Here is a 24,779-nt window from a genome sequence, read left to right as displayed (position 1 = left end):
GCGGTTAGTGACGTATTGGGACTGAGTAATATCGTCTTGAGGGGGCGGTTCCGAAGCGATATCGGGTGCGATCTGCCGGTACGGCAGCGGCGAGACGAGTGGGTGGCCGTCTCAAACCGAGGTCTGTTCTTCGGCCTCGAGCAGCTCCTTGTAGCGGTTGCGGATGGTGACCTCGGAGATGCTGGCGACCTCGCCAACCTCGTTCTGGGTGACCTTCTCGTTGGTCAGCAGGGCGGCGGCGTACACCGCTGCGGCCGCGAGGCCGACCGGCGACTTCCCGCTGTGAGCACCCGTCTCCTTGGCCGTCGACAGGAGAGCGCGAGCACGACGCTCGGTCTCGTCGGAGAGGTCGAGCTCGCTGGCGAACCGAGGCACGTAGTGCTCTGGATCGGCCGGCTGAACCTCGAGGCCGAGCTCTCGGATTACGTAGCGATAAGTCCGGGCGACTTCGTCTTTCTCGACGCGGGAGACGGCCGAAATCTCGTCGAGGCTACGCGGAGTGTCGGCCTGACGAGCGGCGGCGTACAGCGACGCCGTCGCGACGCCCTCGATCGACCGGCCAGGCAAGAGATCATCCTCGAGTGCGCGTCGGTAGATCACGCTAGCCGTTTCGCGGACGTTCTCGGGGAGGCCGAGCGCGGAGGCCATTCGATCGATCTCACCCAGCGCCTGCTTGAGGTTGCGTTCCTTCGAGTCGCGGGTACGGAACCGCTCGTTCCACTTTCGCAGCCGTTGCATCTTCTGACGCTGGCGGGAGTTCAGGGACCGACCGTAGGCGTCCTTGTTCTGCCAGCCGATGTTCGTCGAGAGCCCCTGGTCGTGCATCATGTTCGTGGTAGGTGCACCGACGCGGGACTTTTCGTCTTTCTCGGCGGCGTCGAACGCACGCCATTCGGGACCGCGGTCGATCTCGTCTTCCTCGACGACGAGACCGCAGTCCTCACAGACCGTCTCGGCGTGCTCGGCATCGGAGACCAGCCGGCCGCCACACTCTGGGCACTGCTCGCGCTCGGCTGCGGTCTCGGTTGCCGTCTCGGACTCGGCCTGACATCGCTCCTCGCTCTGCGTTCGGATGGTGGAGTCTGTCATTGTCAGCGCAACAGGGGGACCTATCGCTGGAAAACGCTTCTCTCGCGGCTCATTGTGGACCGAGATCACTTGGGAGTTGCGGTCGTTTCAGGGCGTGGCGTCGTACACTCCCGCGATCGGCGGTGAAGCGGCGGTCGCTGGCCGTGCCAGCGGTATCGAAACCCTTACTCTCCGGTGGCCGGTGCGAACACGTATGAGCGACGACGCCGTCAGTCCCGAGGAGGTCCGCCATGTCGCGGAGCTGGCCCGCGTCGACCTTGACGACGACGAGGTCGACCGGTTCACCGGGCAGTTCACGGACATCCTCGAGTACTTCGAGACGTTAGACGAGGTGCCGGAAGTCGACCGCGAGGCCGACCTCGCGAACGTGATGCGGCCGGACGAGGAACGGCCCTCGCTCGAGCGCGCGGAGGCGCTCCGGAACGCGCCGGAAACCGAGGACGGCTACTTCAAAGGGCCGAACGTCTCCTGATCATGTCGGACAACATTTTCATCACCGAAGAACGGATCGAAGGCGCAGCCGACGGCCCGCTTTCGGGCACGACCGTCGCAGTCAAGGACAACATCTCCACCGAGGGCGTCCGGACGACCTGCGGCTCGAAGATGCTCGCCGAGTACGTCCCGCCCTACGACGCGACAGTCGTTGAACGCCTGAAAGAGGCCGGCGCAACCATCGTCGGGAAGGCCAATATGGACGAGTTCGGAATGGGAACGACCACCGAGACATCTTACTTCGGCTCCACGGACAACCCGGCCGCGCCCGGCCACGTTCCCGGCGGCTCCTCGGGCGGTTCGGCGGCCGCCGTCGCCGCGGGCGAGGCCGACCTCGCGCTCGGCTCCGACACCGGCGGCTCGGTCCGCTGTCCGGCCGCCTTCTGTGGCGTCGTCGGCATCAAGCCCACCTACGGCCTCGTCTCGCGGTACGGCCTCGTCGCCTACGGCAACAGTTTAGAGCAGATCGGTCCCTTCGGCGAGACCGTCGAGGACGCGGCCGAACTGCTCGACGTGATCGCCGGCAGCGACGACCGGGACGCGACCACGCACGAGACGCCGTTGGAAGACGGCGAGCGCTACGCCGACGCCGCAACCGGCGACGTCGACGGACTCTCTATCGGCGTCCCCACCGAGTTGCTCGAGGGAGCCGACGAGGGCGTCGTCGAGACGTTCTGGGCGGCGTTGGACGAGCTCGAGGCCCGGGGTGCGGAGTACCACGAGGTCTCACTGCCGTCGGTCGAACACGCCGTCGAGGCCTACTACGTGATCGCGATGTCGGAGGCCTCCTCGAACCTCGCGCGGTTCGACGGCGTCCGCTACGGCCAGTCGGGCGGCTACGATGGCAACTGGAACGAGGCGTTCGCCCGGGCCCGTGAGGAGGGCTTCGGCGACGAGGTCAAGCGCCGCATCCTGCTGGGAACCTACGCGCTCTCGGCGGGCTATCACGACAAGTACTACAAGAAGGCTCAGGATGCCCGCGCGTGGGTCAAGCAGGACTTTGACGAGGCGCTCTCGGAGGCCGACGTGCTCGCCAGCCCGACGATGCCGGTGCCGCCGTTCGAACTCGGCGAGAGTCTCGACGATCCGCTCCAGCTCTATCTCGCCGACGCGAACACCGTGCCGGTCAACCTCGCGGATCTACCCGCGATTTCGGTGCCAGCAGGCGAGACCGACGGTCTCCCCGTTGGGCTCCAACTCGTCGGCCCCGCCTTCGGCGAAGCGGACCTGATTCGGGCCGCGAGCGCGCTCCCCTGACGCTCGTTTGACGACGGATACATTTTTATACGCACCTGACAACAGTGCCCATACCGAACGCGTAGCTCGGGACGACTCTCATGAATATCGCACAGGATCAAGCAGTCGAATTCGACGAATTCTCGAGGGCGTGTGACCTCGTCGAGGCGTATTTCGATGAGACGATCGACGACGTCGCGTTGCACGCCCCGGTGTCGCGTCGGCAGCTCATCGCCGTCCTCGCTCGTGCCCAGCTTTCAGGCCGCCAGCTCGCGATCGACGGGCTGACAGAGAAAGGCGAGGTTGTCTACCAGTCGAACTCGGAGACGTTGCTCTGGCTCGACGGCGGTTTCTGGACCGATATGCGCGGTCGCCACCACCTAAAGCCCGACGAGGGTCGGGCCGCGCGCGAAGTCCACCGACGGCTCATCGAAGCCATCGACGGCGACGTTTCGTACTACAACCGCGAACGCGATCCGTTCGTTCTCATCGAGCGGTTCGATCCCTACGAATAGCTCGCATCGTCAACCCGTCGGCGGGGCCGACGGTGCGTCCGTCCGTCACCACGCGAGCGACCAATCAGAGCGTCGAGAGCCGTGGCGTATTCATGTCCGTCGCTTTTCTATCAGTAAGCGGATATTAGAGATGTGCCCGTCGCTCCCGACCCTGAAGAGATATTCGACCGAGCGATCGAGGAAGGCGACCGACGGCTCGAGCAGTCGCTGCTCGAACTCGTCTCGACGAGTTTCATCGCGGGGTTCACAATCGTCTTCGGTATCGCCGCGCTGGGCGTCGTCGACGCGTTGGTCGAACCGCAGTTCGGCGTCGTCGCGCATATCGCGGGGGCGCTCGCGTTCGGCGTCGGCGTCGTTTTTCTGGTCGTCGGGCGAACGGAACTGTTCAACGAGAATTTCTTCGATCCGGCCGCGACAGCGGCCGATCGGGACGGATCGTGGCTGCTCGGGCCGCTCCTCCGGCTGTGGACCGTTACGTTCGTGTTCAACCTCGTCGGCGGGTTTCTCTTCGCGCTCGTTTTCGCCGTCGACGGCGTCCTGCCGCCGGGGACGGAACACGCGCTGGGTCGAACCGCCGAGGAGATCGTCCATCGTCCGAGGCGAGCGATGTTCGCGAGCGCTATCGTCGGCGGCGCACTCGTGAGCATGCTATCGTTTCTGTTAGAAGGCGTCGATACCGTCGGCAGTCGTATCACGCTGGCCTACATCGTCGGCTTCCTGTTAGCACTTGGCCCCTTCGACCACGTGATCGTCACCGCGATTCACGTCTTCTTCGGGATGCTCTTTGACCCCCGGATCACGTACGGGACGCTGCTCGAGACGATCGCGATCGCGACCGCGGGGAATTTCGTCGGCGGGCTGGGACTGGTGACGCTCACTCACGTCGCCCAGGTGCGGGGTGCACGGAAATCGGACGACGGGGACGAATCGTGACCAAGCGCCGTGAAAAACCGGCTATTCCTCGTACGCGAGGTTCATGATCCACTGCGAGAAGGCATCGCTGTTGGGATCGACCTCCTCCTCGCCGATAAACGGCGAGAGCATGTCGCCGGCCATCAGAAGGGTGAAATCGAGGTCGCGGGCCGTCGGTGCGATGTAGTAGGTGTTGTGTCCGTCGTAAATCGTCTCCTCCCGGTCGACGAGTTCTTTCTCGACGAGGGACTCGACGATCCGGCTGCCCTTTCGCGAGGAGACGTCCAGTTCCTTCCAGAAGTCGCTCTGGTGGATGCCGCCGGACTCGCGGACGAGTTCGAGGCCGGCGCGCTCGTCCTCGGTGAGCTCGGCTTCGGCCGCGGAGACGCTCACGGCGACCACCTCTCCGTGCGCATCGCGACAGGCAGGAGTGCGTCCATATCCATACAAGACGGTGCGAGCCGCTTAAATGTGCCCTTCCCCGTCGACCGCCGACTCGTCGCCCGCGGCCCTGTCAGCAGCGTCGACCCCGGAACCGGTTTCGGTCTCGGCTTCGGCCTCGGCTGTGACCGCCACCGGCTCGTAGTCCGTCCGACAGGGTGGTCCCGGCGCGAAGGCGTAGCGTCTCGTTTCGGGACCGAGCGCGATCAGCGACGACGACCGAGTGCCGAACCCGTCTCGGTGGATGCAGACGCCGTACTCGTGATCGCCGAGGATGTCGCCCGCCCGCTCGAGCCACTCCGTTGCCGACTCGTCGGGGTTCGCCGCGAGCGTCTCGCGGACCGCTCTTGCGTTCGCCGCCTGTTCCCGACCGGCGTCCGGCCGGATCGGCGGCACGTCGACCGCGTCGTCGACCGCGACGTTGACCACGACGTGGACGCCGGGATCGAACTCGGTCCGGGAGAGCGACCCGTCCCACGCGTAGCAGAACGCGTCCGCCGTGTCGGCGATGACGAGATAGAAGCCGTCGTAGTTGTCGGCGTCGACCGCGTCCTCGACGATCATCGCCGCGTCGGCGGCGGACCGCGCCTCGAGCGCGTCGGCGACGAGCAGTCCCCGCGAGCGCTCGCCGGCGAGGTCGGCGTCGGTCCACTTGTTCGTGAGTCCGACGAAGACGCCGTGCTCGTTGTATCCGATCCACGTCCCACCGGCCGCGGCGTCGCGAGGGGCGACGATCAGCGGCTCGTCGCCGAAGGCCGCGGGCGGCGTCGACTCCCGTCCGAGCGCCTCGTCGCGGTTGGCGGCGACCGCGACCGGCGCATCGTCGAACACCTGCCAGGCGAGGGTGAGCGTACACACGGCTCGCTGTAGGCACGCCAGCGTCTTAACTTCCGCTCTGGCGGAATCCGCATTCGGTCCCCCGTCGTGACTGCTCGACGAGGTATGAGAACGTCTCTGTATCGGGGTTCGAGGCAAAGGGTACTTGAGGACCTAGCTGCGGATTGGAGACAGAGTTGATGGTGACTCGCAACCCTGCGAGTGACGGCAGTGCGCGCTCGAACAACTGCTCCGGAGATGGCCGTATCGGGGGGATCGAACGATGAACATAGCGAGGCTCTTCGGCCTTGAGGAGGCGTCGCGAGCGGAACGAGCGCTCTTCGTCGTGACGATGGGCGTGATGCTCTCGCTCGGCGCAGTCGGCTTTCTGCGCCCGTCTGCACTGAGCAGCGCGCTCACTGGGGCGAAAAGCTGGATACTTACCTACTTCGGTTGGTGGTTCATCCTGCTCGGATTCATCCTGCTCGTCACCGTCTTCGCGTTCACGCTATCGCGGTACGGGCGACTCCGCATCGGGGGCCCCGACGCCGAACCTGAGTTCAACCTGTTCTCGTGGCTATCGATGGTGTTTACCGTCGGCTTCGGTGCCTCGGTTCTCATCTGGGGCGTCGCGGAGCCGGCGTCGATCGTCCAGCATCCGCCGCCGGACCCGGCACCAGTACAGGGAGCGTCCGTCGAATCGCTGGCGCTTGCGTTCATGTTCATCCACGAGGTGTTCCCGGGGCTGGCGATGTGGTATCTCCCCGTCGCGATCGCCTTCGGGATCGTGGTCTATACGGACGGCGTCGGCGATTACAAGATCAGCTCGCTGCTCGCCGGTGTCATTGACGAAGATCGAATCCCCGGCCTCTACTGGCTGGTCGATTTGGCCGCGCTCATCGCCACGATCGGTGGCATCTCGACGACGCTCGGGTTCAGCGCACAGACGATGTCGGCGATTCTCGGGCGCGTATTCGGACTCGACGCGGCAATCCTGACGTACGCGGTGTTCGCCCTCATCGGCGTCGTCTTCCTCGGCGACGTCTGGCTCGGTCTCCGGAAGGGCATTCGCAACGCGGCCCGCGCGACGGTGGTGCTCATCGGCATCGCGATGGCCCTGCTCGTGGCGGTCGGCCCGACCAAGTACATGCTCGAACTGAGTCTGGACGCGACGGGCGTCTGGCTCAGCAATCTATTCCGGCTGACGCTGTATACGGCGCCGGAGTCCAGCGGCAACTGGGCGGCCAACTGGACCGGCTTCTGGTGGGCCTGGTGGGCCGCCTGGAGCATCTTCGTCGGGAGCTTCGTCGCTCGCGTCTCGAAGGGGCGGACCATCCGAGAGATGTTCGCCGTGCTCGTCGTGGTCCCGACACTCTTCACTTGGATCCAGCACGGCCTCATCGGCGGCTGGGTGCTCGCACCGGGCTATCAGGAACCGGTCGCCGAGGCGATGGCCGCGTCCGGCAATCCCGCGGCAATCGCGAAAGCGCTCCAGATCACGCCGTTTGGGACGGTGCTCGCGGTGTTGTTCGTCTTCATCATCGCCGGCTACATCATCACTTCGCTCGACTCGGCGGTGTTCATGATCTCGGCGATCACGCTCGGCGACGAAAATCCGAACCCGCGAAACCGCGCGTGGTGGGGCGCGCTGCTGGCGCTGTTCGGGATGATGTCGCTCAAACTCGAGGAGTTCAGCGCCATCGAGTCGCTCTCGGTGACGATGGCGCTCCCGTTCTCGCTGTTCCTCTTGCTCGTCCTGTACGGGAGCTACGTCGTCGCCCGGGACTACGTCCGCGAGAACGACGACGACGAACCGTCCAAACCGGATCCCCAACCCCCTCGCCCGCAGCCGGCTACCCGAAGCGTCAGCGACGACGATTAACGACGCCGAGGGGCGGCCTGATTCGGACTGATGATCGACCTCACGTCGAGTCGGTCACGTCGATACCGTCCTCGAGCAGGCGCTCGTAGACCGCCTCTCGGTCGACGGTTCCTGACGCCGTCCGCGGAAGTTCGTCGGCGACTCCGATCGTCTTCGGTTGCTTGAAGCCGGCGAGCCGATCGTCGCAGTGGGCGAGCAGCGAGCGGGGCTCGAGCCGACCGTCAGAATCGGTCCCAGAACCGGGAACGACCAGCGCCGCGACGCGCTCGCCCCACTCCGCGTCTTCGAGACCGACGACCGCCGCGTCCTCGACGCGAGGATGCGATCGGAGGGCCGCGATCACCTCGCCGGGATCGACGTTCTCGCCGCCGGTGACGATGCGGTCGCTGCGGCGGTTGAGGATCCACAGCCGACCATCTGCGTCGCGGAAGCCGATATCGCCCGTGTGCAGTCCCCGGTCGCCGAACGCCGCTTCGGTATGTCCGTCGTCGAGGTAGCCCGGCGTCACCGTCGGCCCCGAGACGACGAGTTCACCCTGCTCGCCGGGCTCGAGCGCCTTTCCGGTCTCGTCGACGACGGAGACATCGGTGAACAGCAGCGGCTGTCCGACCGTTCCCTCGTGGGCGTCGACCTCGTCTGGCGTCGCGGTCGCGATCTGAGACGCCGTCTCGGTCATGCCGTAAGTCGGGGAGACCGGCACGCCGTGCTCCCGGCAGCGCTCGAGCAGTTCGTCCGAGGCCGGCGCGCCGCCGAGCAGGACGAACCGCAGCGCGTCGGCGGGTTCCCAGCCGGCCTCGAGTAGCCGCTTACACATCGTCGGGACGAGCGAGACGCCGGTGATGTCGTACTCGGCAAGCACCCGTGCAGTCGACTCGGCGTCGAACTCGCGCTGGATCACGACTGGGGTTCCGTAGAGCACGGATCGAAGGACGGGAGCGAGCCCGCCCATGTGGTACATCGGGAGACAGCAGAGCCACCGATCCTCGGAACTCACGCCGAGTCGGAACGCGGAGGCGGTCGCGCTCGCGACGAGGTTGCCGACCGTCAGCCGGACGCCCTTCGGCTCGCCGGACGTGCCGGAGGTGAACATGATCAGCTGGGTATCGTCGCGCTCGAGTGCGACCGGCTCGACCGCTCGAGACCGGGTGTCAGAGCCCGATTCGGAGTCAGACGAGCTGTTTGCGGCCGACTGAAACGCTTCCGAGACGCGATCGCGGTGTGGCTCGTCGACCGAGTATACGTCGATCGGCCGAGGGGCTGCCTCGTCTGCAAGCGCGAGCGCGTCCGCCTCGGTAGTCCGCTCGCAGACGACCGCGGGAAGGTCGGTGCGCTCGACCGTCGCGGCGAGTTCGCCGACGGTCTCGCGGACGTTCAGCGGAACGACGGTCGTCCCGGTCCGCATCGCGGCGAAAAAGAGGGTCGCGAAAGCCGGCCGGGTATCCATCAGGACGCCGATCCGCTCGCCGCCGGCTCCCTCTCGCCCGTCGAGGACGGACGCGAGACCCGCCGCGGCGCGGTCGACCCGACGGTCGAGGTCGCGGACGGTCCACTCGGTCTCCGTGGCGACGTCGATCAGCGCCGTCCGGTCGGGCGTCGCCGCGACGCGGTGGGCGACGAGGTCGCGCGTCGGCCAGTCGATCGCTCCGGTCATCGCTCCGCCCACACGTCAGAGACGCCGAGTCCTTTCGCCTGCGGGACGACCGCCGACCCCTTTTCGAGCAACACTGGATCTCGCCCGAGATCCGTCGCGAGGAGATTGCCGGTCGCGAGCCCGCAGGCCGGTACGTTCGGAATCGCCGCCGCGAGGTGGACCGCGCCGGTGCGGGCGACGACACCGTCGATCGTCGTCGTCACCAGCGGCGCGACCTCGAGTTCGGTCAGCCAGGCAGCGACCTTGCGAGCGACGTCGATCCCGCCTAGGGCCATCGGTTTGAGGACAACGACGTCCGCCGCGCCGGCCTCGCAGATCGCGTCGACGCCGTGCTCGAGCAGCCCCTCGTCGAGGGCGATGTCGACCCCCTGGCTCTGAGCCCGGAGATCGGCGTGGCCCTCGAGTGCGCCCGCAGGCAGCGGCTGCTCGAGGATCGAGACGCCGTGGTCGGCAAAGCCCTCGAGCGCGGACTCGGCCTCCTCGTAGGTCCACGCCTCGTTGGCGTCGACCCGGAGTTCGATGCCGGGGCCGACCGCCTCGCGGACGCGCCGGACGCGCTCGACGTCCTCTTCGACGCTCCGGAGGCCGACTTTCAGCTTGCAGCAGTCGAAGCCGCGAGTGACGGCCGTGCGCGCTTCTGCGACCGTGTCGGTGGTCGAGCCATCGCTGATCGTCGCGTTGACCGGCACGCGGCCGACCATCGGCCCCTGCCCGAGGTAGCGGTACAGCGGCGTCGCATCGCGGGTCGCCTGCAAGTCCGCCAGCGCGAGCGCCAGCGCGTGTCTGGCCGCGACCTGGCGATCGACGGCCTCGAGCGCCTCGCTCGGCCCACCTGCCTCGATCGCGTCCCGGGCGCGCTCGAGGGCCGCCTCGCAGTCCTCGCGAGATTCCGTCCACCCCGGCAGCGGCGTTGCCTCGCCGTAGCCGACGACGTCGTCGTGAGATCCGGCCGCGCCCGCGGCCGTCTCGTCGACCAGCCGAACGAGGAAGCCGTCGCGAGACTCGATCGTCCCGTCGGCCGTCTCGAGGGGCTCGTCGAGGGCGAGCGAGAACGACCGGTACTCGAGGGAGAGGTCGTCGGTCGCGTTCATAGCACCACCAGCCCGCCGGCGAAACAGAGGGCGTAGATCGCGATCAGCTTTCCAGTTTGTTCGAGCGCGGGATTGAGCGCGTCGCCGTCCGTCCGCGTACAGACCGTCCGCGCGACCATCGCGGCGTAGGGGAGGGTACCGAGCGGGAGCAAGACGCCGGGGCCGAACCCCGCGCCGAGCCAGAACCAGACGGGGACGACGTAGGCGAGTGCGAGCACGGACACGTACTCGATGCGGCTCGCCCGATAGCCGAGTCGGACCGCGAGCGTGCGTTTACCGGCCTCGGCGTCGGTCTCTTTGTCACGGACGTTGTTCACGACGAGGATGGCCGTCGAGAGCCCGGCAATAGGGAGGCTCGCGGCGATCGCCTCGCGCGTGACCGTTCCCGCCGGGATCGTCGTCGAGAGCGGCTCCGCGAGGGCGGCCGCCGCCTGGACGTAGTAGGTCCCGGTCACGGCGACGAGCCCGAAGAAGACGAACACGAAGAGGTCTCCCAACCCGTGATACCCCAGCGGATAGGGGCCACCGGTGTAGGCCCACCCACAGAAGACACTCACGAGCCCGACGATCAGGATCGGGACGCCCCCGACGTAGACGAGGTAGCTCCCGGTCAAGATCGCCAGGGCGAACGTCGCCAGCGTCGCGAGTTTGACCTGCTCGGGCGAGATGAGCCCCGACTGGGTAACTCGAGTGAAGCCCTCGCGGTCGTCGGTGTCGGCCCCCTTGACCGCGTCGTAGTAGTCGTTCGCGAAATTCGTCCCGATCTGAATCAACGCCGCACCCACGAACGCCATCACCGCCGGCAATGGCGCGAACACCCCCTCGTGGACCGCAAGCCCCGTCCCCACGATCACCGGAGCCGCGGCCGCGGGCAAGGTCTGTGGGCGGGCCGCCATCAGCCACGCCTTCGTCCGTGAGATTTCGACCTCGGCCGAACTCATGGCTCGAGTGTCCCACTCGAGAGAGTGTCAACGTTGGCATTGCGAGTCGCACGTCCGGCCCGCGAGGGACGACGACGGTCAGCGCCCCGCGTCGAACACGTCCGGAACCGCCAACTCGAGCGGCTCCATCTCGAAAAATGCCGTCTCATACCCCTGGTGGCGGGCCGTCTGCGGCGGCGATTCGACGACGATCCGCACCGAATCGCCGGCGCGAACGTCTGCGAGCGCCAGCCCGTAGTGGAAGCCAAGGTCACCGTCGAGAGTCGCCTCGAGCCCTCGATTTGCCATCGTCGTCCCGTCGCGAGAGACGACCGCGCGCAGCGACGTGTTCGGCAGCGGAACGCGGTTGTACGGCGTCCGCGGCGCGACGAGCAGGTACCGGTCGTCGGCGTCTGCTCGTCGCGATCCGGGCTCGAGTAGCGTGACGACGAACGTCGCGTCGCCGCTGGTTGGCAGTCCGTCCGTCGATCCGGAGTTCACACCGGTTGGCACGCTCGACTCGACTAGCTGGGTCCCGGGGTAGTCCTCGGCCGGTGGCAGCGCGGAATACGGGATTCCAGCGGTCGGGTTCCCGTCGCCGTCCGGCCCATCGCCGCCGGCTCGCCCCTCGCGGCCGAGCATCGGCTCGAGCGCGCCCCGCTTTCCCCAGCGCTCGCGCTCGAGGAGATCGATGCCCTCGACGACGGCCTCGCGAAACGCCGCGTCGTAGGTGAACTCGAACGTCGCGGTCGCGCGCTCGGCGAACCGACCCGCCAACGAGCCGGTTCGCCGCGTCCGAATCGGTGGGAGCTCGATCTCGGCGGTGTAGGTGCCGTCGGCCGGGAGCACGACGTTGTCGCCGAAGTGAAGCCCCATCTCCTGGGAGAGCATGGGCCACAGCGATCGCGAGGTGACCCGAGCGCCGCCGGCTGCCCGCTCGAGCGTCACGCGAGGGCTACTCGTGGGGAGCACCGTGTCCGTCTCCGGATCCCAGACGGTGCACATCAGGTGGACGCCACGGCCCGCTGCGGGCTCGACGGGCTGGCGCTCTGCCCCGGTGACGAGCCAGAACGGATGCGGGTACGTGAGCATCGGTGCCAGCCGGTAGTCCCCGGCATCGACCGGCTCGAGGACGCGCATCGACTTGTGGTGGCCGGGGAGGTAGACCGCCTGCGGCGGGTTCTCGACCCGAGGAATGGCCGGCGTTCCCGTGACGGTCCCACCGCTTCCGGCTTCGTCATCGTCGTTCTCGGTCTCGTTGCGCTCGCCGCTCGGAGCGGCACAACCGGCGAGGGCTATCGCGCTCGAGAGCGCGGTCGTCCGCCGGAGGAGGGTCCGTCGCTTCACGCTTCTCTCTCGTGATCTGTGTTCACTCTCGGTCGGGATGTATCGATCGGTCGGGTGCTCAGCGATCCCCGTCTTCGGTAGCGGTTCGGGTCATAACTTGATCGATCTGTTCCTCGGTGAGCGGTACGTGTATCCAGATATCGAGTCGTCGCAGCCGAGAAATCGGTGAGACACCGCCGAAACTGCAAGATTGATGAGATAGCAAAACCACAGCGAACGCGACTGTGGGCCGATTTCGACGTCGCTACTTCGTCAGTAGTGCCACGGGAAGTCGTCGAAGTCCGGCTCGCGGCCCTCGACGAAGGCGTCCCGTCCCTCCTTTGCCTCATCGGTCATGTAGCCGAGCCGCGTCGCCTCGCCGGCGAACACCTGCTGGCCGATCATGCCGTCGTCGGTCATGTTGAACGCGTACTTGAGCATCCGCATCGCCGTCGGGCTCTTCGAGTTGATGCGCTCGCCCCACTCGAGGGCGGTCTCCTCTAACTCCTCGTGTGGCACCGCCTCGTTGACCATACCCATCTCCGCGGCCTCCGCGGCGTCGTAGGTCTTCCCGAGGAAGAACACCTCGCGGGCCTTCTTCTGGCCGATCTGTTTGGCGAGATAGGCCGAGCCGAAGCCGGCGTCGTAGCTGGCCACGTCGGGGTCGGTCTGGAGAAACTTCGCGTGCCCTTCGCTCGCGAGGGTGAGATCGCAGACGACGTGCAGCGAGTGACCGCCGCCGACGGCCCAGCCCGGTACCACGCAGACAACAACCTTCGGAATGTGGCGGATCAGCCGCTGTACCTCGAGGATGTGGAGTCGCCCCTGCTCTGACGCACGCTCCTCATCTCCTTCGTACTGGTACCCGTCCTCGCCCCGGATCGTCTGATCACCGCCGGAACAGAACGCCCAGCCGCCGTCCTTCTGCGAGGGGCCGTTCCCCGTCAGCAGGATACAGCCCACGTCGGTCTGGCGCTTGGCGTGGTCCAAGGCGTCGTACAGTTCGTCGACCGTTCCTGGCCGAAAGGCGTTGCGCACGTCTGGCCGGTCGAACGCGATGCGGACCGTCCCGGAGTCGACCGCTCGGTGGTACGTGATGTCCCTGAACTCGTCGTTCAGTGCAGCAGGTTCCCACTGTTCGGGGTCGAAGAGTTCCGATACCATTTGCTCGAGTGTCGTCCGCGGCGGCAGAAATAGATTCGCGTCTCGAATCGGGCCGAAGCCGGTGGCGGTCGAACGCTACTCCGGACCGCTCCGTCGCAGTCGGCCGAAATCCGCGATTTCGCTCGTCAGATTCGCTCGCCGCCCCATCATTCCAGCCATTTTTATATAGCTGATTTCGGTTTATCTGTCGGACGTGCGCTTCAGTCGTGTGCACATGGACCAATCGGTTCGGCTGTCAGACCATTGCAATGATAGTCTAGCCCGAGTGATTTTTCACCCGTCCGGACAACCGCCTACGCGATGGGCGAGACGTACTACGACGTACTCGAGGTCGGCCCGGATGCGAGCCGGGACGAGATCGAGTCGGCCTACCGCGACCGCGTCCTCGAGACGCACCCGGATCACTCCGACGCCCCCGACGCTGCCGAGCGGTTCAAGCGCGTCACAACCGCGAAGTCGGTCCTCACTGACGGCGCGGAACGAGCTCGCTACGATCGACTCGGCCACGAGACGTACGTGGACCTCGCCCAGGGAACGACGTTCGGCGGCGACTCGAGCGACGGCGATGAGACGGACGCGTCGACTTCGACGACCGCGGAGACGGACGCGGCCGACTCGAACGCGGCCGACTCCGGAACCGACGGACGGTCGGCCGAAGCCACCGATCGGACGCGCGAGCAGGCTCGGCAGGCGCGAGGCGGAACCGCGACCGACGGTGCCGACCGCGGGCAGAGTCACCACGCTCGCCAGCGCGCACGACGACAGCACCAACGGAAACGGCGACGGGCGGCGGGCGAGTGGCCGTTCGACGGCGATCGGGTCGCCGGTCACGGGCGGTCGGGCACGCAGACGGCGACCGACGAATCCGACGGTTCGGACGGGGAGACAAGCGACGGATTCCAGTACTCCGTCCACGACTGGGACGGCGATGTCGACCTCGAATGGGAGGGCGCGCCGATCGATCGGACAACTGCGGTCACGGTCGCGGCCGTGGCCTTCTGCTATCCGCTGTTCGTCGCCGCGAGCCTCACACCGATGTTTTCGATTCCCGTCAAGGCCGCCGTCGCCGCGTGTACGCTCGCACTGATCGGTTACTTGCTCACGATGCCGCGGCTCGCGATGGCGGTGTTCGGTGCGTGGAGCGTCCTCTTCCCGGCCGCAATCGTCGGCTTCCCGCTCGTCGAGCCGGCGTTCCTGTCGGGGATGCTCGCGATCGCTTTTGCCTGGGTACCGCTTGGCTACGCCGTCGCGCTGTGGTGGGCACTCCGTCCGTGACGAAGCCCGCTACGAACCGTCCGTCGGATCGGTAGCGAGGGTCGCGGCGACCGCGTCCGTGACTCGGTCCTCGAGTTCCCCCCGCCGACGATGGCTCACGGCCGAGTCGAATTCGACGGCAAGAACCTGCGTTCCGGCCTGCTCGAGTGAGCGCCGGTACGCGTCGTCGAACTCGGCCGGCGCGACGGACTCGAACTCGAGGTCGTAAAACGATGCGAGGTCGTCGAACTCGAGGCCGTGGGGCGTCTTGAACTGGTCCGTAAACGGGGGATCGAACTCCTCGATCGGGAGCTCGTGAAAGATACCGCCGCCGTCGTTGTCAAGCAGGACGATCGTTGCATCGATATCGCAGCGAGTGACGGCGAGCAGCCCGTTCGAGTCGTGGTAGAACGCCAGATCACCGGTCACCAGCACGAGCGGGTCGTCGGTCGCGCTGCCGGCTCCGAGCGCCGTGCTCGCGATGCCGTCGATGCCGCTCGCGCCGCGGTTCGCGAGGACGGTAAGGGCGGCCGCTCGTGGCCGTCCGAACCGGTCGGCGTCTCGGATCGGCATGCTGTTCGAGACGAACACCGTCGCCGGGTCCGGCGCGTTCGAGACCACCGACGCGAGGATCGCCCCTTCGAACGGCTCCGACTCGAGCGCGTCCGCTGTGACGGCCTCGTCGCTGATCGTCCAGTGGCGGCGCTCGGCTGCGTCGAACCGGACGCGCCACTCGTCGTCGGTCGTCGGTCGCGGGTTCACCCCGCGATCACCGCCCGCGTCGCCGTCTTCGAGTGCCTCGAGCAACCCGTCGACGACGGTTCCGGGCTCGGCCGCCAGCAGGTCGGTCGCGGTGAACGTCGCCTCGCGCCACGCGCCCGCGGGGTCGATCAGAAACTGCCGGGCGTCGGCGTCACGAAGCCAGTGGCGGAGCGGCTTCGACGTGGGAGAGGCACCGAACCGGAGGACGGCGTCCGGGTGCGGTAGCTCGGAGACGTAGGCGTCGTAGCCGCCGTAAATCGACTGCGGCGCTTCGGCGTCCGCTCTCTCTTGGCCGACGTGCGGCCCGAACCGCAGCCCCGAGAGCGGGTCCGCGAGGACCGGCGCGCCCAGTCGATCGGCGAGGTCGGTCACTGCCGCCGGCTCGAGCGTCGACAGTGCTTCTGGATCCGCAGGACCGGCGACGATCAGCGGCCGATCCGCGGTCTCGAGCGCCCGCAAGAGCGTTCGGTGCTCGCCGTCGGCGAGCGTTCGCGTCCCGCCGGTCGTTTCGACGAACGGCCCCGCTCGCCCTCGTGCGGCCGTCGTCTCGGCGAACGAGTCGGGCACGTCACCGGGCACCTCGATCGGCTCGAGGGGCTTGCGGAACGGACAGTTGAGGTGTACCGGACCGGGTGGAACGCCGGTCGTTTCCGACAGCGCTCGAGTCGCGGTCGTCCGCAGACTTCGCACCTTTCGCTCGTCGGGCTCCGGTTCGGGCAGGTCGGCGTCCCATCGCACCGCGTCGCCGTAGAGTGTGACCTGATCGACGGTCTGGTTCGCACCACTATCGCGGAGTTCGGGCGGTCGATCAGCGGTGAGAACCAACAGCGGTACGCGGGCCCGGTCGGCCTCCATCACGGCCGGGTGGAAGTTCGCCGCGGCCGTGCCGGAGGTACAGACCAGCGCCGTCGGCTCGCCAGTCCGGCGGGCGCGACCGAGCGCGAAGTAGGCCGCGGAGCGCTCGTCTAAGTGCGAGTAGACATCGATTTCGGAGTGGTCGGCGAACGCGACCGTCAGCGGCGTCGACCGGCTGCCGGGTGCGATACAGACGGCCTCGAGGCCGCTTTTTGCGAGTTCGTCGGCGAGGACGCGCCCCCAGAGGGTCGCGCGGTTCGGTGCAGTCATCGATGGTGGTGCTATTGCAGTTCGTCCAAAATCGGCCGGAATTTTAGCTGTACTTCGTCCCACTCCGCCTCAGGATCGCTGTCGGCGACGATCCCGTTGCCCGCGAAAAGCGTCACCGCTCCGTCGGTCGCGACGCCGGAACGGAGCGCGACCGCGAATTCGCCGTCGCCGGCGGCGTCGAACCAGCCCACCGGCGCGGCATACCAGCCGCGGTCAAATGGCTCCGTCTCGCGGATCGTTTCCCACGCGGCGGCCGGCGGAACGCCGCCGACCGCGGGCGTCGGGTGGAGTGCCTCGACGATCTCGAGGACGTGACGGTCGTCCTCGAGCGTCGCCTCGATCGGCGTCTGTAGGTGCTGGATGGTCGCCAGCCGGCGGATCGTCCGCTCGCTGACGGTGAGGTCGCGAGCGAACGGGGCCAGTTGCTCACGAATGGCGTCGACGACGAGTCCGTGTTCGTGTCCGAACTTCGCGTCGGCTCGCATCCGCTCGGCGTACGCCTCGTCCTCGTCGGGGGTCTCCCCGCGCGCTATCGATCCGGCGAGCGCCTCCGTTTCGACCCGGTCACCGCGTTTCGACACCAGTCGCTCGGGGGGCGCACCGAAGAACGTTCCGTCGACCTCGTGATCCACCAGAAATCGATAACAGTTCGGATACCGGCGTCCCAGCCGCTCAAGCGTCGCCGGTACGTCGACCGCTCCGTCGAGGTCGACCGACAGCGCCTGTGCCAGGACGACCTTCGTCAAGCGACCGGTGGCGATCCGCTCGAGTGCGGCCTCGACCTGTTCGGTCCACTCCGCGGGCAACGTAGAGCGCGTCGTCGACTCGATGCCGGGGCGCGCATCGTTCGCTTGTCCCCGCGATCCGCCCGTCAGTCGCTCCTGCCAGCGCTCGAGGCCGTCCTCGGCCTCGTCGTCTCCCTCCCCAAGGACCGTCATCCACGTTTCGTCGTCGGTCCGACTGACCAGAACCTGCGGGACGACGAACGACGCAGCGTGAACCCCCGTCCACGGCGGTCCCGGCTCGTGGTCGTCGTAGAACGAAAATCCACCGAACGCCCGCGGGCGAGCGTCGGGCGGACCGTCGTGTGCGATCCCATCGAACAATCGGCTCGCTTGCGTTCGAATCCGATCGAACCGGTCGGGACCGTCCGCCCGAAACCGGGCGGCGACGCCCCGGCCGACGATCTCGAGGCCGCTGGGTGCGACCCACTGGACGCGCGGCACCGCGTCGTCTTCAAAAAGTGCACCGACGGAGACGTCCTCAAGCTCGCGACTGCGACTGACAAGCTCGGCGGGTCGGTCCGCCGAGTCCGCACCGCCCGCAAGCCGACTCTCGCCCGACGATCGATCCATCGACCGCACGTCAGGACCGCCACGCCTTCAGCCTAACTATTCGCCGAACGAACCGTTAGCTGTACCGCTCTTCCTCCCACGGGTTCGCCGTCTGTGAATAGCCGCGTCGCTCCCAGTATCCCCGCTCGGGGTCGGTGAGGAACTCGACGCCGTCGACCCACTTCGCACCCTTGTAGGCGTATTTGTGCGGCGTAACCACCCGGAGCGGACCGCCGTGATCGTCGGGCAGCGGATTGCCGTCGAACTCGTAGGTGAACAGGACCTCCTCGCGCATGCAGTCCTCGAGCGGGAGATCGGTCGTGTAGCCGTCCAGCGCGGAGAACATGACGTGGACGGCGTCGTCGTGGACGCCGGCGCGCTCGGCGAGTTCGGGGAAGGAGACGCCGGTGAACTCGCAGTCGAACTTGCTCCAGCCGGTCACGCAATGGAAGTCCTGGCGCTGGGTGACGCTGGGGAGGTCGCGGAACTCGTCCCACGAGAACGTCAGCTCCTCGTCGACCGCGCCGGTGACGGTGAACTCCCACGTCTCCGGATCCCAGGGTGGCGTCCCGCTCTTCGAGAGGACCGGAAACGCCGAGGTTTCACGCTGCCCCGGCGGTAATCGCTCATCGCCGAACTCGCGATAGAGGTCTGTCACGTCCGTTGGATCCATACGCGTTCCTCCGTGCCGATCACCGTAGGTGTGACGCCATCGTCCAACGGTACCGGCAAGTTGGCGACCGCTCGCCGCCGGCAGTACGCGTTCGCGCGAGGAAAGATGGAATTAGGGCGACTCAACCGGGGTCGAAACGGTCAGCTCCGTTGTGTATCGGGTTGTTTCCATTGAAACCCTCGCCACCCCTTAGTACAGTCTCCCCGACTATTCTCGTTGCATGGCGAGCAGACAACAGCTGACGGAACGAGAGATGTCCGGACAGGAACCAGAAGAGATCGGCGAGGAGGCGATGGGTCCCGCGTTCGTCGCATCGGCCGCCTCGGTCGGACTCGCGCTGTACTACTACTTTATGCGCGACGAACGCCAACTCGGGACGTTCATCGGCCTCTGGCCCCCGACGATCCTCGCGTTCGCAAGTTACTTCAACCAACGGAGGATGAGAAAGCAACTCGACACGCTGACCCAGCCCGGAACCACGTTGCGAAACGCGTTCGACTCGGTGATGGGCAACCGCTAAACGACCTCCCGCCTCGACGAGCCGCCCCCTCGAGTCCCACACGGCGTTTCGGCCTTCGATTTTCGTCCGAGAGACACCCATTCGTTTCGAGACGCGAGATCGTTCGGTGAACTCGTTGGGTCCCCGTCAAACCTAAATACCCCCTCGCCGAAAGCCGAATCAGATGCCGAAAGTAGAGATCACCATACCGGAGCACCTCGAGATGCAGATCGCCCAGATGGTCGAGCGCGGCGAGTTCGTCAACCGCGAAGAGGCGATCGAGGATCTCCTGTCGACGGGGATCAAGGCCTACAAGACCAGCGGACCGATGGACGAAGAGGAGGGAGCGACCGGTGGCGGGACCGGCCTCGAAGATGACGGAATGATGGGCCACGACGACGAGTACGTCTTCTAACTCACACGCCGACTGTCAGAAGCGGGATTCCGAAGGCAACCGCAGCACCGACGACGGCGACGGTGCCGCCGATCACGACTTCTCGAGCCGAGAACTCGCTCATCGGTGCGGTCGTGCGCGCTGCCTCGAGATCGTGACCGACGTCGGCTCCCGTGTCGTCACCGGCGGCGGTTTCGGTGTTGTCTGCCATACTCGTTCGTTTTCGGCACCGACACTTAACACCACCTACACCGGGCCGATTGCGGGGCCGCCGACGCCGGGCGCGACGACATAGCCAGCCCGATCCAGACGCCTTTACTACCCGCGGCGCGAATCCCTCGATAGCAACCACATGGTATTGACCAAGCGAGTCATCCCGTGTATCGACGTAGATTTAGACGAGGACGGGAACCCGGCGGTCTACACCGGCGTCAATTTCGAGGATCTGAAATACACCGGCGATCCGGTCGAAATGGCCAAGGCGTACAATGAGGCCGGGGCCGACGAGTTCGTCTTTCTGGATATCACCGCCTCCGCAGACGGCCGCGAGACGATGCTCAACGTGGTCGAACGCGTCGCCGACGAAATTTTCATTCCGCTCACCGTCGGCGGCGGCATTCGCACCACCGAGGACATTAAAGAGACGCTACGCGCCGGCGCGGACAAGGTCTCGATCACCACCGGCGCGCTCGAGCGCCCCGAACTGATCAACGACGGCGCGACGGCCTTCGGCAGCCAGTGCATTGTCATCAGCGTCGACGCCAGACGGCGCTTCGACGAACAGGGGGAACACTACGTCGAGGTAGACGGCGAGTCCTGCTGGTTCGAGTGCACGAAAAAGGGCGGCCGCGAGGGGACCGGCATCGACGTCCTCGAGTGGGCCGCCGAGGCCGAGGCCCGCGGTGCTGGCGAACTGTTCGTCAACTCGATCGACAAGGACGGGACGAAAGACGGCTACGACCTCCCGTTGACGGAGGCCGTCTGTGACACCGTCGACACGCCGGTCATCGCCTCGTCGGGCTGTGGCGGTCCCGAGGACATGTACGACGTGTTCACCGAGGCCGGTGCCGACGCCGGCCTCGCGGCCTCGATCTTCCACTTCGACGAGTACTCGATCGAGGAGACGAAAGCGTACCTCGACGAGCACGACGTGCCGGTCCGTCTCTGACGCTGTGGGCGTGCTCTCGCTTCGTCTCCCGTAACCGTCCGTCGAGCGGCTTTCTTCGCTCACCCGATATGTTTATTTGCGTGTGGACGAGCCGTTCGTTCAGTGAAGTGGAGGTGTACGTGGTGTGGGAAACCACACGAAGAAAACGATCCGCCCTGCGATTCCTGCGGGCACAACGCCTTCGAGGAGGCGATCGTTCGAGTGGACGAGAGGGAAGAAGGCGAGCGCGAGTCGGCAGACCCTGACCCCGGCAACGCCGGATCGGACATCGTCTGGGCCTGTCCGGATTGCGGCCGCGAGCACGTCCGTAACTCGCCGCCGTGTTCTCGCTGTGGGAGCCCGCTGCTCGAGAAGACCGAGCGAACGTACGAAGACGTCGACCGCGACCTAGACACGCCGAGCTGGTTCGAGGTCGCCAAACCATATCTACCGGTCGTCGCCGGGCGTCGCCCTCGTCATCGCGTTGGTGGCGACGGGAGTCGTCTCCGTCCCGACCCTGTCCAGATCGGAGTCGACATCGCCCGCACCACCAGATGCGCCCGGTACGGGGACCGAAGCGGCCGGAATCGATCTCGAGGCGACCGAGGAGTTGGTCCACGACCGTCTCGAGCGCGATCGCCGACATTCGCGGAGTAACGATCCCAGTCTCGCGGCATACGCGGAGTACTACAACCGCGCGTATCTGGCGATCGAGTACGACGACGCGAACGTCGAGGCGGTCTCGCTGAACGACTTCGGACTCGAGTGTCACGGGACGCTCCAGGAGGGCCGAATTCCATCGACGCTCTCGCTGTCGAACTACGATGACGAAGCGGCGCTCGCCGACGGCGTCGCCGACCGCCTGCAGAGCCGCGGTGTCGACACCGGCTCGGAGTACGACATCGAGGGATTGGACCTCCACGTCGTCGACGGCACGGTCTATGTGTTCTACGCAGCGTGTTAGGCGTCACTCACACGGTCGCGAACGCCAGGCGGAAAGAGAAGGGGCGATCGCTCCGCGGGTCGGGCGCAGTTACGCGGCCGCTTCGAACGCGTCCTGGAAATCGTACGCCTTCTCGCGGACGTCGACCGCGGCTCCCTCGAGCGCCTCGAGTGGATCCGCGCCCTCGGTCTTGATCGTCAGGATGGGCTCGGTCTGGCCGCCCGACTGTTCGGGATTGACGTCGTAGGTAGCCGCGCTGACGTCGTCGTGCTCGAGCAGCGCGCCCTTGAGCACGTTCATGAACGTGTGGTCCTCGCCGGCGATTTCGATGGAGAGTTCGGTCTCGGTGCTCTCGGTGACCCGCAGTTCCATACCGTCGTCTCCGTTCGTCGACCGCTTGTACCTTTCGAAGCCGGCGCTCGCCACCCGTCGAACCGCGGCCGCCCCGCGCCCTCGTGACTCGAGCAGCGCCGAGTGAAGGCAAACCACTATACGGCCCCGTTCGAACCACGGGACATGCGCGTCTTCGCGGGCCTGCTGACGGTCGTCGTCGCCGCGACGTTGGTGGGATCGATCGCGATCGTCAGTCTGCTTCACCGGTCGAATCGGCGCTGGCGCGAAGTACTCCGAGAGCGGTTCGTCTACGGCGTCCCGTGGGGGTCGCTCGTCGTGATTGCGTTCGTCCTCTGTGTCTATCTGTTCGTTCAGAGCGGGTTCACGGCCTTCGACGACCCGGTGACGATTCCCTTCCGCTCGTGGTCATATTTCTACCCGCTCGGGATGATAACGGCGGCGTTTTCCCATGCTGGACCCGGTCATCTCATCGGTAACCTCGCCGGAACGATCGTCGTCGCACCGCTGGCCGAGTACGCCTGGGGCCACTATCCCGACGAACGCGGCTCTCAGCGCACAGATTCGTGGCGAACCGATCCGCGAGTCCGGGCGTTCGTGTCCTTTCCGCTGGCCGTCATCGTCGTCGGTCTGGTGACGAGCGCGTTCGCACTCGGCCCCGTAATCGGCTTCTCCGGCGTCGTCTTCGCCCTCGCCGGCTTCGCCCTCGTCCACTACCCGATCGTCACGATCATCGGGGTGCTCGGCGTCCAGAGCGTCGTCTTGCGGCTCTATTACGCACTGCAGGCTCCGATTCGCATCTACGTCGCACAACCGAGTCCGCCGTCAGCGCCCTCCTGGGCCGGCATCGCGATCCAGGGGCACGCCCTCGGGCTCTTTCTCGGTTTCGTCCTCGGAATCGTCCTCCTCGAGCGGCGGAACGCGCGCCCGAATCCGTTTTGGCTCTGGCTGGCCGTTCTCCTGTTCGGATTCTCGAAGGAACTCTGGGCGATCTACTGGTACGGGGCCGACAACTCGTATATCCTGTTTCAGGGCCCCGGCATCGCTATCGTCTCGGTGCTCGCCCTCGTTGTCACGCTCTCGATGACCGCCTCCGAGAAGCCGCTCGTTCCCCGGCGGCTGAAACGACGACTCCCCGAATCGATTCGAACGACGGAGGCGGAGCCCGACGGCGGAAATCGGCCGTCGCCCGACCGGGCGCTCGAGTTAGCGAGCACCAGGGGCGAAGACGACGGCACCGCCGTTGCGACTCGGCTCGGTCGTATTCGCGAAATCGCCGAGGGAGCACAGCGACGCGCTCGTGAGTCGACGCTGACATCAACGTTGACCCGCCGAGGAACCGCGTTCCTGGCGGTCGTCGGGATCCTCGCACTCCTCGCCGGCCTAGCCGTTCCCACGAACTTCCTCGTCGTCGACGACGCGACCGCATCGACCGAGGCCGCCGTCGAGATCGAGGACTACACCGTCGAATACGTCGAGGGCGTCCCGAATCAATTCGTCACCGGCATCGGCATCGAAGCCATCGAGAGCGACGCCGGCCTCGAGTCAAGCGGGGTGATCGTCGCCAACGAGGAGCGCGAAATCTGGATCGAGGCGGTCAGTGCCCAGCGCCTCGCGTTCACGGGCGAGGAGACGGTCTACGTCGGCGGTCCCGGCTGGCGGGAAGCGGTCCACGTCGAGCGCACTGGCTGGACGCCAGTCGGCAATGATACCGTCTATCAGGTCTGGCTCTGGGAGGACGGCGCGGACCGCGAACTCGCGTACGAATCTAACGCGTCGCCGGCCGAGATGCGGATCGCCGGGCGAAACGTGACGATCCGTTCCGAGGAAGGCGACTTCGTCCTCGACGTGACCGCGGGCGGGACCGACACTGTCGCGACTGCACCCATCCCGGCCGAAAACGAAACGACGGCGGCCGGAGGGCTCGTCTTCGAACGCCGAAATGGGACGATCTACGCGGCCGCCGACGGGACGCGGGTCGCGATCGCGAGCAAGGAGACGTACGACGGCTACTGACCTCCCGTTTTCACCGTCGGCTGGACGAGCGTGGCGACCCGAGTTACACCCTAACCCGCTTGAGGGGTCGCGTACGGCCGACGACCGTCTCGCTTCGTTACGGCGGCCGGCCGCTCCACTCGATTCGGAAAGCTTCGGCCGCGAGCGTCGCTTGTGCCTCGGTGTGGAAATCGAACCGGTTCGGGAGCGGAAACTCGGCGCGGAACGCGTGGGTGACGTCGCCGCCCGCGTCCGACGCGAACGACTCGACGAACTCCTGACTGCCCTCGTTGTGGATCGTATAGGAGACGGCGGCGATCTCGCTCGCCGTCTCGAGAAACCGGCGGTCGGCGTGGCGGTTCCCGCGCTGTGCGCCAAACGGCGGATTCGAAAGGACGGTCGCGTCGGTGCGCGAAAACGGATGTCGTGTGACATCGCCTCGAAGCCACTCGAGGGCGTGCTCGCAATCGTCTGCAGCGACCGCCGTCCGTTCGTTGCGCCGAGCCACCGCGAGCGCCCCATCGTCGACGTCGATTCCCGCTACGCGTTCGGCACCGGACAGCGACGCCCCGATCGCCAGCATGCCGGTTCCCGTCCCGAGATCGATGACCTGCCTCTCGAGATCGCCCTGCAGCCGCGCTAAATGACAGAGGTGAGCGGCCAGCTCCGGTGGCGTTAGATACTGCTCGAGTTCCGCGGCCGGTTTCGCAAAATCGTCGAGTGACTCGAGTCGACGCGCGAGTGTTCGACGCGAGAGACCGGCCATC

Annotated in this window: 24 protein-coding genes and 1 pseudogene; 11 read left to right on the top strand and 14 right to left on the bottom strand. The window is 66.5% G+C overall.

The features are described from left to right. Positions 1 to 111 precede the first annotated feature (111 nt). The gene (locus ACJ70B_RS01835) at positions 112 to 1,089 is read right to left on the bottom strand and encodes a transcription initiation factor IIB (RefSeq protein ID WP_408958710.1); all 978 of its coding nucleotides are present in this window, start codon (positions 1,087 to 1,089) and stop codon (positions 112 to 114) included. Between the two features lie 193 nt (positions 1,090 to 1,282). Here ACJ70B_RS01835 and gatC point away from each other — a divergent pair, with 193 nt between their 5' ends. From gatC to ACJ70B_RS01815, 4 genes are all read left to right on the top strand, one after another. After that, positions 1,283 to 1,561, top strand: a complete 279-nt coding sequence (gene gatC / locus ACJ70B_RS01830; protein WP_408958709.1) for an Asp-tRNA(Asn)/Glu-tRNA(Gln) amidotransferase subunit GatC — start codon at positions 1,283 to 1,285, stop codon at positions 1,559 to 1,561. A 2-nt stretch (positions 1,562 to 1,563) separates the two neighbouring features. Then, the gene (gatA, locus tag ACJ70B_RS01825; protein WP_408958708.1) at positions 1,564 to 2,838 is read left to right on the top strand and encodes an Asp-tRNA(Asn)/Glu-tRNA(Gln) amidotransferase subunit GatA; all 1,275 of its coding nucleotides are present in this window, start codon (positions 1,564 to 1,566) and stop codon (positions 2,836 to 2,838) included. 80 nt (positions 2,839 to 2,918) lie between these two features. Continuing rightward, on the top strand, positions 2,919 to 3,332 hold the full coding sequence (locus tag ACJ70B_RS01820; protein ID WP_408958707.1) for a hypothetical protein: 414 nt from the start codon (positions 2,919 to 2,921) through the stop codon (positions 3,330 to 3,332). 132 nt (positions 3,333 to 3,464) lie between these two features. Beyond that, positions 3,465 to 4,265, top strand: a complete 801-nt coding sequence (locus tag ACJ70B_RS01815) for a formate/nitrite transporter family protein (protein ID WP_408958706.1) — start codon at positions 3,465 to 3,467, stop codon at positions 4,263 to 4,265. Positions 4,266 to 4,286: 21 nt separating this feature from the next. Here ACJ70B_RS01815 and ACJ70B_RS01810 read toward each other — a convergent pair whose 3' ends face one another. Next, complete coding sequence (locus ACJ70B_RS01810; protein ID WP_254763968.1) at positions 4,287 to 4,637, bottom strand: MarR family transcriptional regulator; 351 nt, start codon at positions 4,635 to 4,637, stop codon at positions 4,287 to 4,289. 72 nt (positions 4,638 to 4,709) lie between these two features. Beyond that, positions 4,710 to 5,543, bottom strand: a complete 834-nt coding sequence (locus ACJ70B_RS01805) for an NRDE family protein (protein ID WP_408958705.1) — start codon at positions 5,541 to 5,543, stop codon at positions 4,710 to 4,712. A gap of 241 nt (positions 5,544 to 5,784) precedes the next feature. Here ACJ70B_RS01805 and ACJ70B_RS01800 point away from each other — a divergent pair, with 241 nt between their 5' ends. Then, entirely contained in the window at positions 5,785 to 7,383 is a 1,599-nt protein-coding gene (locus ACJ70B_RS01800; RefSeq protein WP_408958704.1) for a BCCT family transporter, read from the top strand. Between the two features lie 40 nt (positions 7,384 to 7,423). Here ACJ70B_RS01800 and ACJ70B_RS01795 read toward each other — a convergent pair whose 3' ends face one another. The 5 genes from ACJ70B_RS01795 to ACJ70B_RS01775 form a co-directional block, all read right to left on the bottom strand. Beyond that, a complete protein-coding gene (locus tag ACJ70B_RS01795) occupies positions 7,424 to 9,034 on the bottom strand; it encodes a class I adenylate-forming enzyme family protein (RefSeq protein WP_408958703.1) in 1,611 nt (536 codons plus the stop codon). Then, the gene (locus tag ACJ70B_RS01790; protein WP_408958702.1) at positions 9,031 to 10,125 is read right to left on the bottom strand and encodes a mandelate racemase/muconate lactonizing enzyme family protein; all 1,095 of its coding nucleotides are present in this window, start codon (positions 10,123 to 10,125) and stop codon (positions 9,031 to 9,033) included. Before ACJ70B_RS01790 ends, ACJ70B_RS01795 begins: the two co-directional genes overlap by 4 nt. Beyond that, entirely contained in the window at positions 10,122 to 11,066 is a 945-nt protein-coding gene (locus ACJ70B_RS01785; RefSeq protein WP_408958701.1) for a 1,4-dihydroxy-2-naphthoate polyprenyltransferase, read from the bottom strand. The genes ACJ70B_RS01790 and ACJ70B_RS01785 overlap by 4 nt, the downstream gene beginning before the upstream one ends. 78 nt (positions 11,067 to 11,144) lie before the next feature. Beyond that, a complete protein-coding gene (locus tag ACJ70B_RS01780) occupies positions 11,145 to 12,392 on the bottom strand; it encodes a hypothetical protein (protein WP_408958700.1) in 1,248 nt (415 codons plus the stop codon). 252 nt (positions 12,393 to 12,644) lie between these two features. Then, complete coding sequence (locus ACJ70B_RS01775; RefSeq protein WP_408958699.1) at positions 12,645 to 13,535, bottom strand: 1,4-dihydroxy-2-naphthoyl-CoA synthase; 891 nt, start codon at positions 13,533 to 13,535, stop codon at positions 12,645 to 12,647. Positions 13,536 to 13,835: 300 nt separating this feature from the next. Here ACJ70B_RS01775 and ACJ70B_RS01770 point away from each other — a divergent pair, with 300 nt between their 5' ends. After that, a complete protein-coding gene (locus tag ACJ70B_RS01770; RefSeq protein WP_408958698.1) occupies positions 13,836 to 14,810 on the top strand; it encodes a DnaJ domain-containing protein in 975 nt (324 codons plus the stop codon). Positions 14,811 to 14,819: 9 nt separating this feature from the next. On the opposite strand, the gene menD is transcribed toward ACJ70B_RS01770, so the two are convergent. The 3 genes from menD to ACJ70B_RS01755 are packed head-to-tail and all read right to left on the bottom strand — an operon-like array spanning position 14,820 to position 18,683. Further along, the gene (gene menD, locus ACJ70B_RS01765) at positions 14,820 to 16,676 is read right to left on the bottom strand and encodes a 2-succinyl-5-enolpyruvyl-6-hydroxy-3-cyclohexene-1-carboxylic-acid synthase (RefSeq protein ID WP_408958697.1); all 1,857 of its coding nucleotides are present in this window, start codon (positions 16,674 to 16,676) and stop codon (positions 14,820 to 14,822) included. 11 nt (positions 16,677 to 16,687) lie between these two features. Next, positions 16,688 to 18,031: an isochorismate synthase MenF gene (locus ACJ70B_RS01760; protein ID WP_408958696.1), complete on the bottom strand. Its 1,344-nt coding sequence runs from the start codon at positions 18,029 to 18,031 to the stop codon at positions 16,688 to 16,690. A 55-nt stretch (positions 18,032 to 18,086) separates the two neighbouring features. Beyond that, complete coding sequence (locus ACJ70B_RS01755; RefSeq protein WP_408958695.1) at positions 18,087 to 18,683, bottom strand: sulfite oxidase-like oxidoreductase; 597 nt, start codon at positions 18,681 to 18,683, stop codon at positions 18,087 to 18,089. A gap of 220 nt (positions 18,684 to 18,903) precedes the next feature. On the opposite strand from ACJ70B_RS01755, the gene ACJ70B_RS01750 reads away from it, so the two are divergent. Together ACJ70B_RS01750 and ACJ70B_RS01745 are read left to right on the top strand one after the other, a co-directional pair. After that, entirely contained in the window at positions 18,904 to 19,203 is a 300-nt protein-coding gene (locus ACJ70B_RS01750; protein WP_408958694.1) for a hypothetical protein, read from the top strand. Between the two features lie 163 nt (positions 19,204 to 19,366). Continuing rightward, positions 19,367 to 19,597 (top strand): ribbon-helix-helix domain-containing protein, encoded by a 231-nt coding sequence (locus ACJ70B_RS01745; RefSeq protein ID WP_007142632.1) that lies wholly within the window; start codon positions 19,367 to 19,369, stop codon positions 19,595 to 19,597. A gap of 1 nt (position 19,598) precedes the next feature. Here the strand turns inward: ACJ70B_RS01745 and ACJ70B_RS01740 are convergent, their stop codons facing one another. After that, positions 19,599 to 19,787 carry a hypothetical protein gene (locus ACJ70B_RS01740; RefSeq protein ID WP_408958693.1) on the bottom strand — a complete coding sequence of 63 codons (189 nt, stop codon included), beginning with the start codon at positions 19,785 to 19,787 and terminating at the stop codon, positions 19,599 to 19,601. Positions 19,788 to 19,928: 141 nt separating this feature from the next. Between ACJ70B_RS01740 and hisF the strand changes: the two genes are divergently transcribed. Both hisF and ACJ70B_RS01730 read left to right on the top strand, forming a co-directional pair. Next, positions 19,929 to 20,744, top strand: coding sequence for an imidazole glycerol phosphate synthase subunit HisF (hisF, locus tag ACJ70B_RS01735; RefSeq protein WP_408958692.1), 816 nt, complete (start codon positions 19,929 to 19,931; stop codon positions 20,742 to 20,744). 102 nt (positions 20,745 to 20,846) lie between these two features. Beyond that, positions 20,847 to 21,687: pseudogene (locus ACJ70B_RS01730) on the top strand (hypothetical protein). Positions 21,688 to 21,756: 69 nt separating this feature from the next. On the opposite strand, the gene ACJ70B_RS01725 reads toward ACJ70B_RS01730, so the two are convergent. Beyond that, the gene (locus ACJ70B_RS01725) at positions 21,757 to 22,038 is read right to left on the bottom strand and encodes a DNA-directed RNA polymerase subunit L (RefSeq protein WP_408958691.1); all 282 of its coding nucleotides are present in this window, start codon (positions 22,036 to 22,038) and stop codon (positions 21,757 to 21,759) included. A gap of 144 nt (positions 22,039 to 22,182) precedes the next feature. Between ACJ70B_RS01725 and ACJ70B_RS01720 the strand changes: the two genes are divergently transcribed. Further along, the gene (locus ACJ70B_RS01720) at positions 22,183 to 24,033 is read left to right on the top strand and encodes a rhomboid family intramembrane serine protease (protein ID WP_408958690.1); all 1,851 of its coding nucleotides are present in this window, start codon (positions 22,183 to 22,185) and stop codon (positions 24,031 to 24,033) included. Positions 24,034 to 24,130: 97 nt separating this feature from the next. Here ACJ70B_RS01720 and ACJ70B_RS01715 read toward each other — a convergent pair whose 3' ends face one another. Continuing rightward, complete coding sequence (locus ACJ70B_RS01715; protein WP_408958689.1) at positions 24,131 to 24,778, bottom strand: METTL5 family protein; 648 nt, start codon at positions 24,776 to 24,778, stop codon at positions 24,131 to 24,133. Between the last annotated feature and the right edge of the window lies 1 nt (position 24,779).

The organism is Natrinema sp. 74 (assembly GCF_046097095.1).
In the GTDB taxonomy this organism is placed as follows: Archaea; Halobacteriota; Halobacteria; order Halobacteriales; family Natrialbaceae; genus Natrinema.
This window is presented reverse-complemented; position numbering and strand designations above follow the sequence as displayed.

Bases quoted from the DNA above. Each gene is read 5' to 3' on its own strand.
- ACJ70B_RS01835 (WP_408958710.1), bottom strand. From the start codon at position 1,089: ATGACAGACTCCACCATCCGAACGCAGAGCGAGGAGCGATGTCAGGCC.
- gatC (WP_408958709.1), top strand. From the start codon at position 1,283: ATGAGCGACGACGCCGTCAGTCCCGAGGAGGTCCGCCATGTCGCGGAG.
- gatA (WP_408958708.1), top strand. From the start codon at position 1,564: ATGTCGGACAACATTTTCATCACCGAAGAACGGATCGAAGGCGCAGCC.
- ACJ70B_RS01820 (WP_408958707.1), top strand. From the start codon at position 2,919: ATGAATATCGCACAGGATCAAGCAGTCGAATTCGACGAATTCTCGAGG.
- ACJ70B_RS01800 (WP_408958704.1), top strand. From the start codon at position 5,785: ATGAACATAGCGAGGCTCTTCGGCCTTGAGGAGGCGTCGCGAGCGGAA.
- ACJ70B_RS01795 (WP_408958703.1), bottom strand. From the start codon at position 9,034: ATGACCGGAGCGATCGACTGGCCGACGCGCGACCTCGTCGCCCACCGC.
- ACJ70B_RS01790 (WP_408958702.1), bottom strand. From the start codon at position 10,125: ATGAACGCGACCGACGACCTCTCCCTCGAGTACCGGTCGTTCTCGCTC.
- ACJ70B_RS01785 (WP_408958701.1), bottom strand. From the start codon at position 11,066: ATGAGTTCGGCCGAGGTCGAAATCTCACGGACGAAGGCGTGGCTGATG.
- ACJ70B_RS01775 (WP_408958699.1), bottom strand. From the start codon at position 13,535: ATGGTATCGGAACTCTTCGACCCCGAACAGTGGGAACCTGCTGCACTG.
- ACJ70B_RS01770 (WP_408958698.1), top strand. From the start codon at position 13,836: ATGGGCGAGACGTACTACGACGTACTCGAGGTCGGCCCGGATGCGAGC.
- menD (WP_408958697.1), bottom strand. From the start codon at position 16,676: ATGACTGCACCGAACCGCGCGACCCTCTGGGGGCGCGTCCTCGCCGAC.
- ACJ70B_RS01760 (WP_408958696.1), bottom strand. From the start codon at position 18,031: ATGGATCGATCGTCGGGCGAGAGTCGGCTTGCGGGCGGTGCGGACTCG.
- ACJ70B_RS01755 (WP_408958695.1), bottom strand. From the start codon at position 18,683: ATGGATCCAACGGACGTGACAGACCTCTATCGCGAGTTCGGCGATGAG.
- ACJ70B_RS01750 (WP_408958694.1), top strand. From the start codon at position 18,904: ATGGCGAGCAGACAACAGCTGACGGAACGAGAGATGTCCGGACAGGAA.
- ACJ70B_RS01745 (WP_007142632.1), top strand. From the start codon at position 19,367: ATGCCGAAAGTAGAGATCACCATACCGGAGCACCTCGAGATGCAGATC.
- ACJ70B_RS01740 (WP_408958693.1), bottom strand. From the start codon at position 19,787: ATGGCAGACAACACCGAAACCGCCGCCGGTGACGACACGGGAGCCGAC.
- hisF (WP_408958692.1), top strand. From the start codon at position 19,929: ATGGTATTGACCAAGCGAGTCATCCCGTGTATCGACGTAGATTTAGAC.
- ACJ70B_RS01725 (WP_408958691.1), bottom strand. From the start codon at position 22,038: ATGGAACTGCGGGTCACCGAGAGCACCGAGACCGAACTCTCCATCGAA.
- ACJ70B_RS01720 (WP_408958690.1), top strand. From the start codon at position 22,183: ATGCGCGTCTTCGCGGGCCTGCTGACGGTCGTCGTCGCCGCGACGTTG.
- ACJ70B_RS01715 (WP_408958689.1), bottom strand. From the start codon at position 24,778: ATGGCCGGTCTCTCGCGTCGAACACTCGCGCGTCGACTCGAGTCACTC.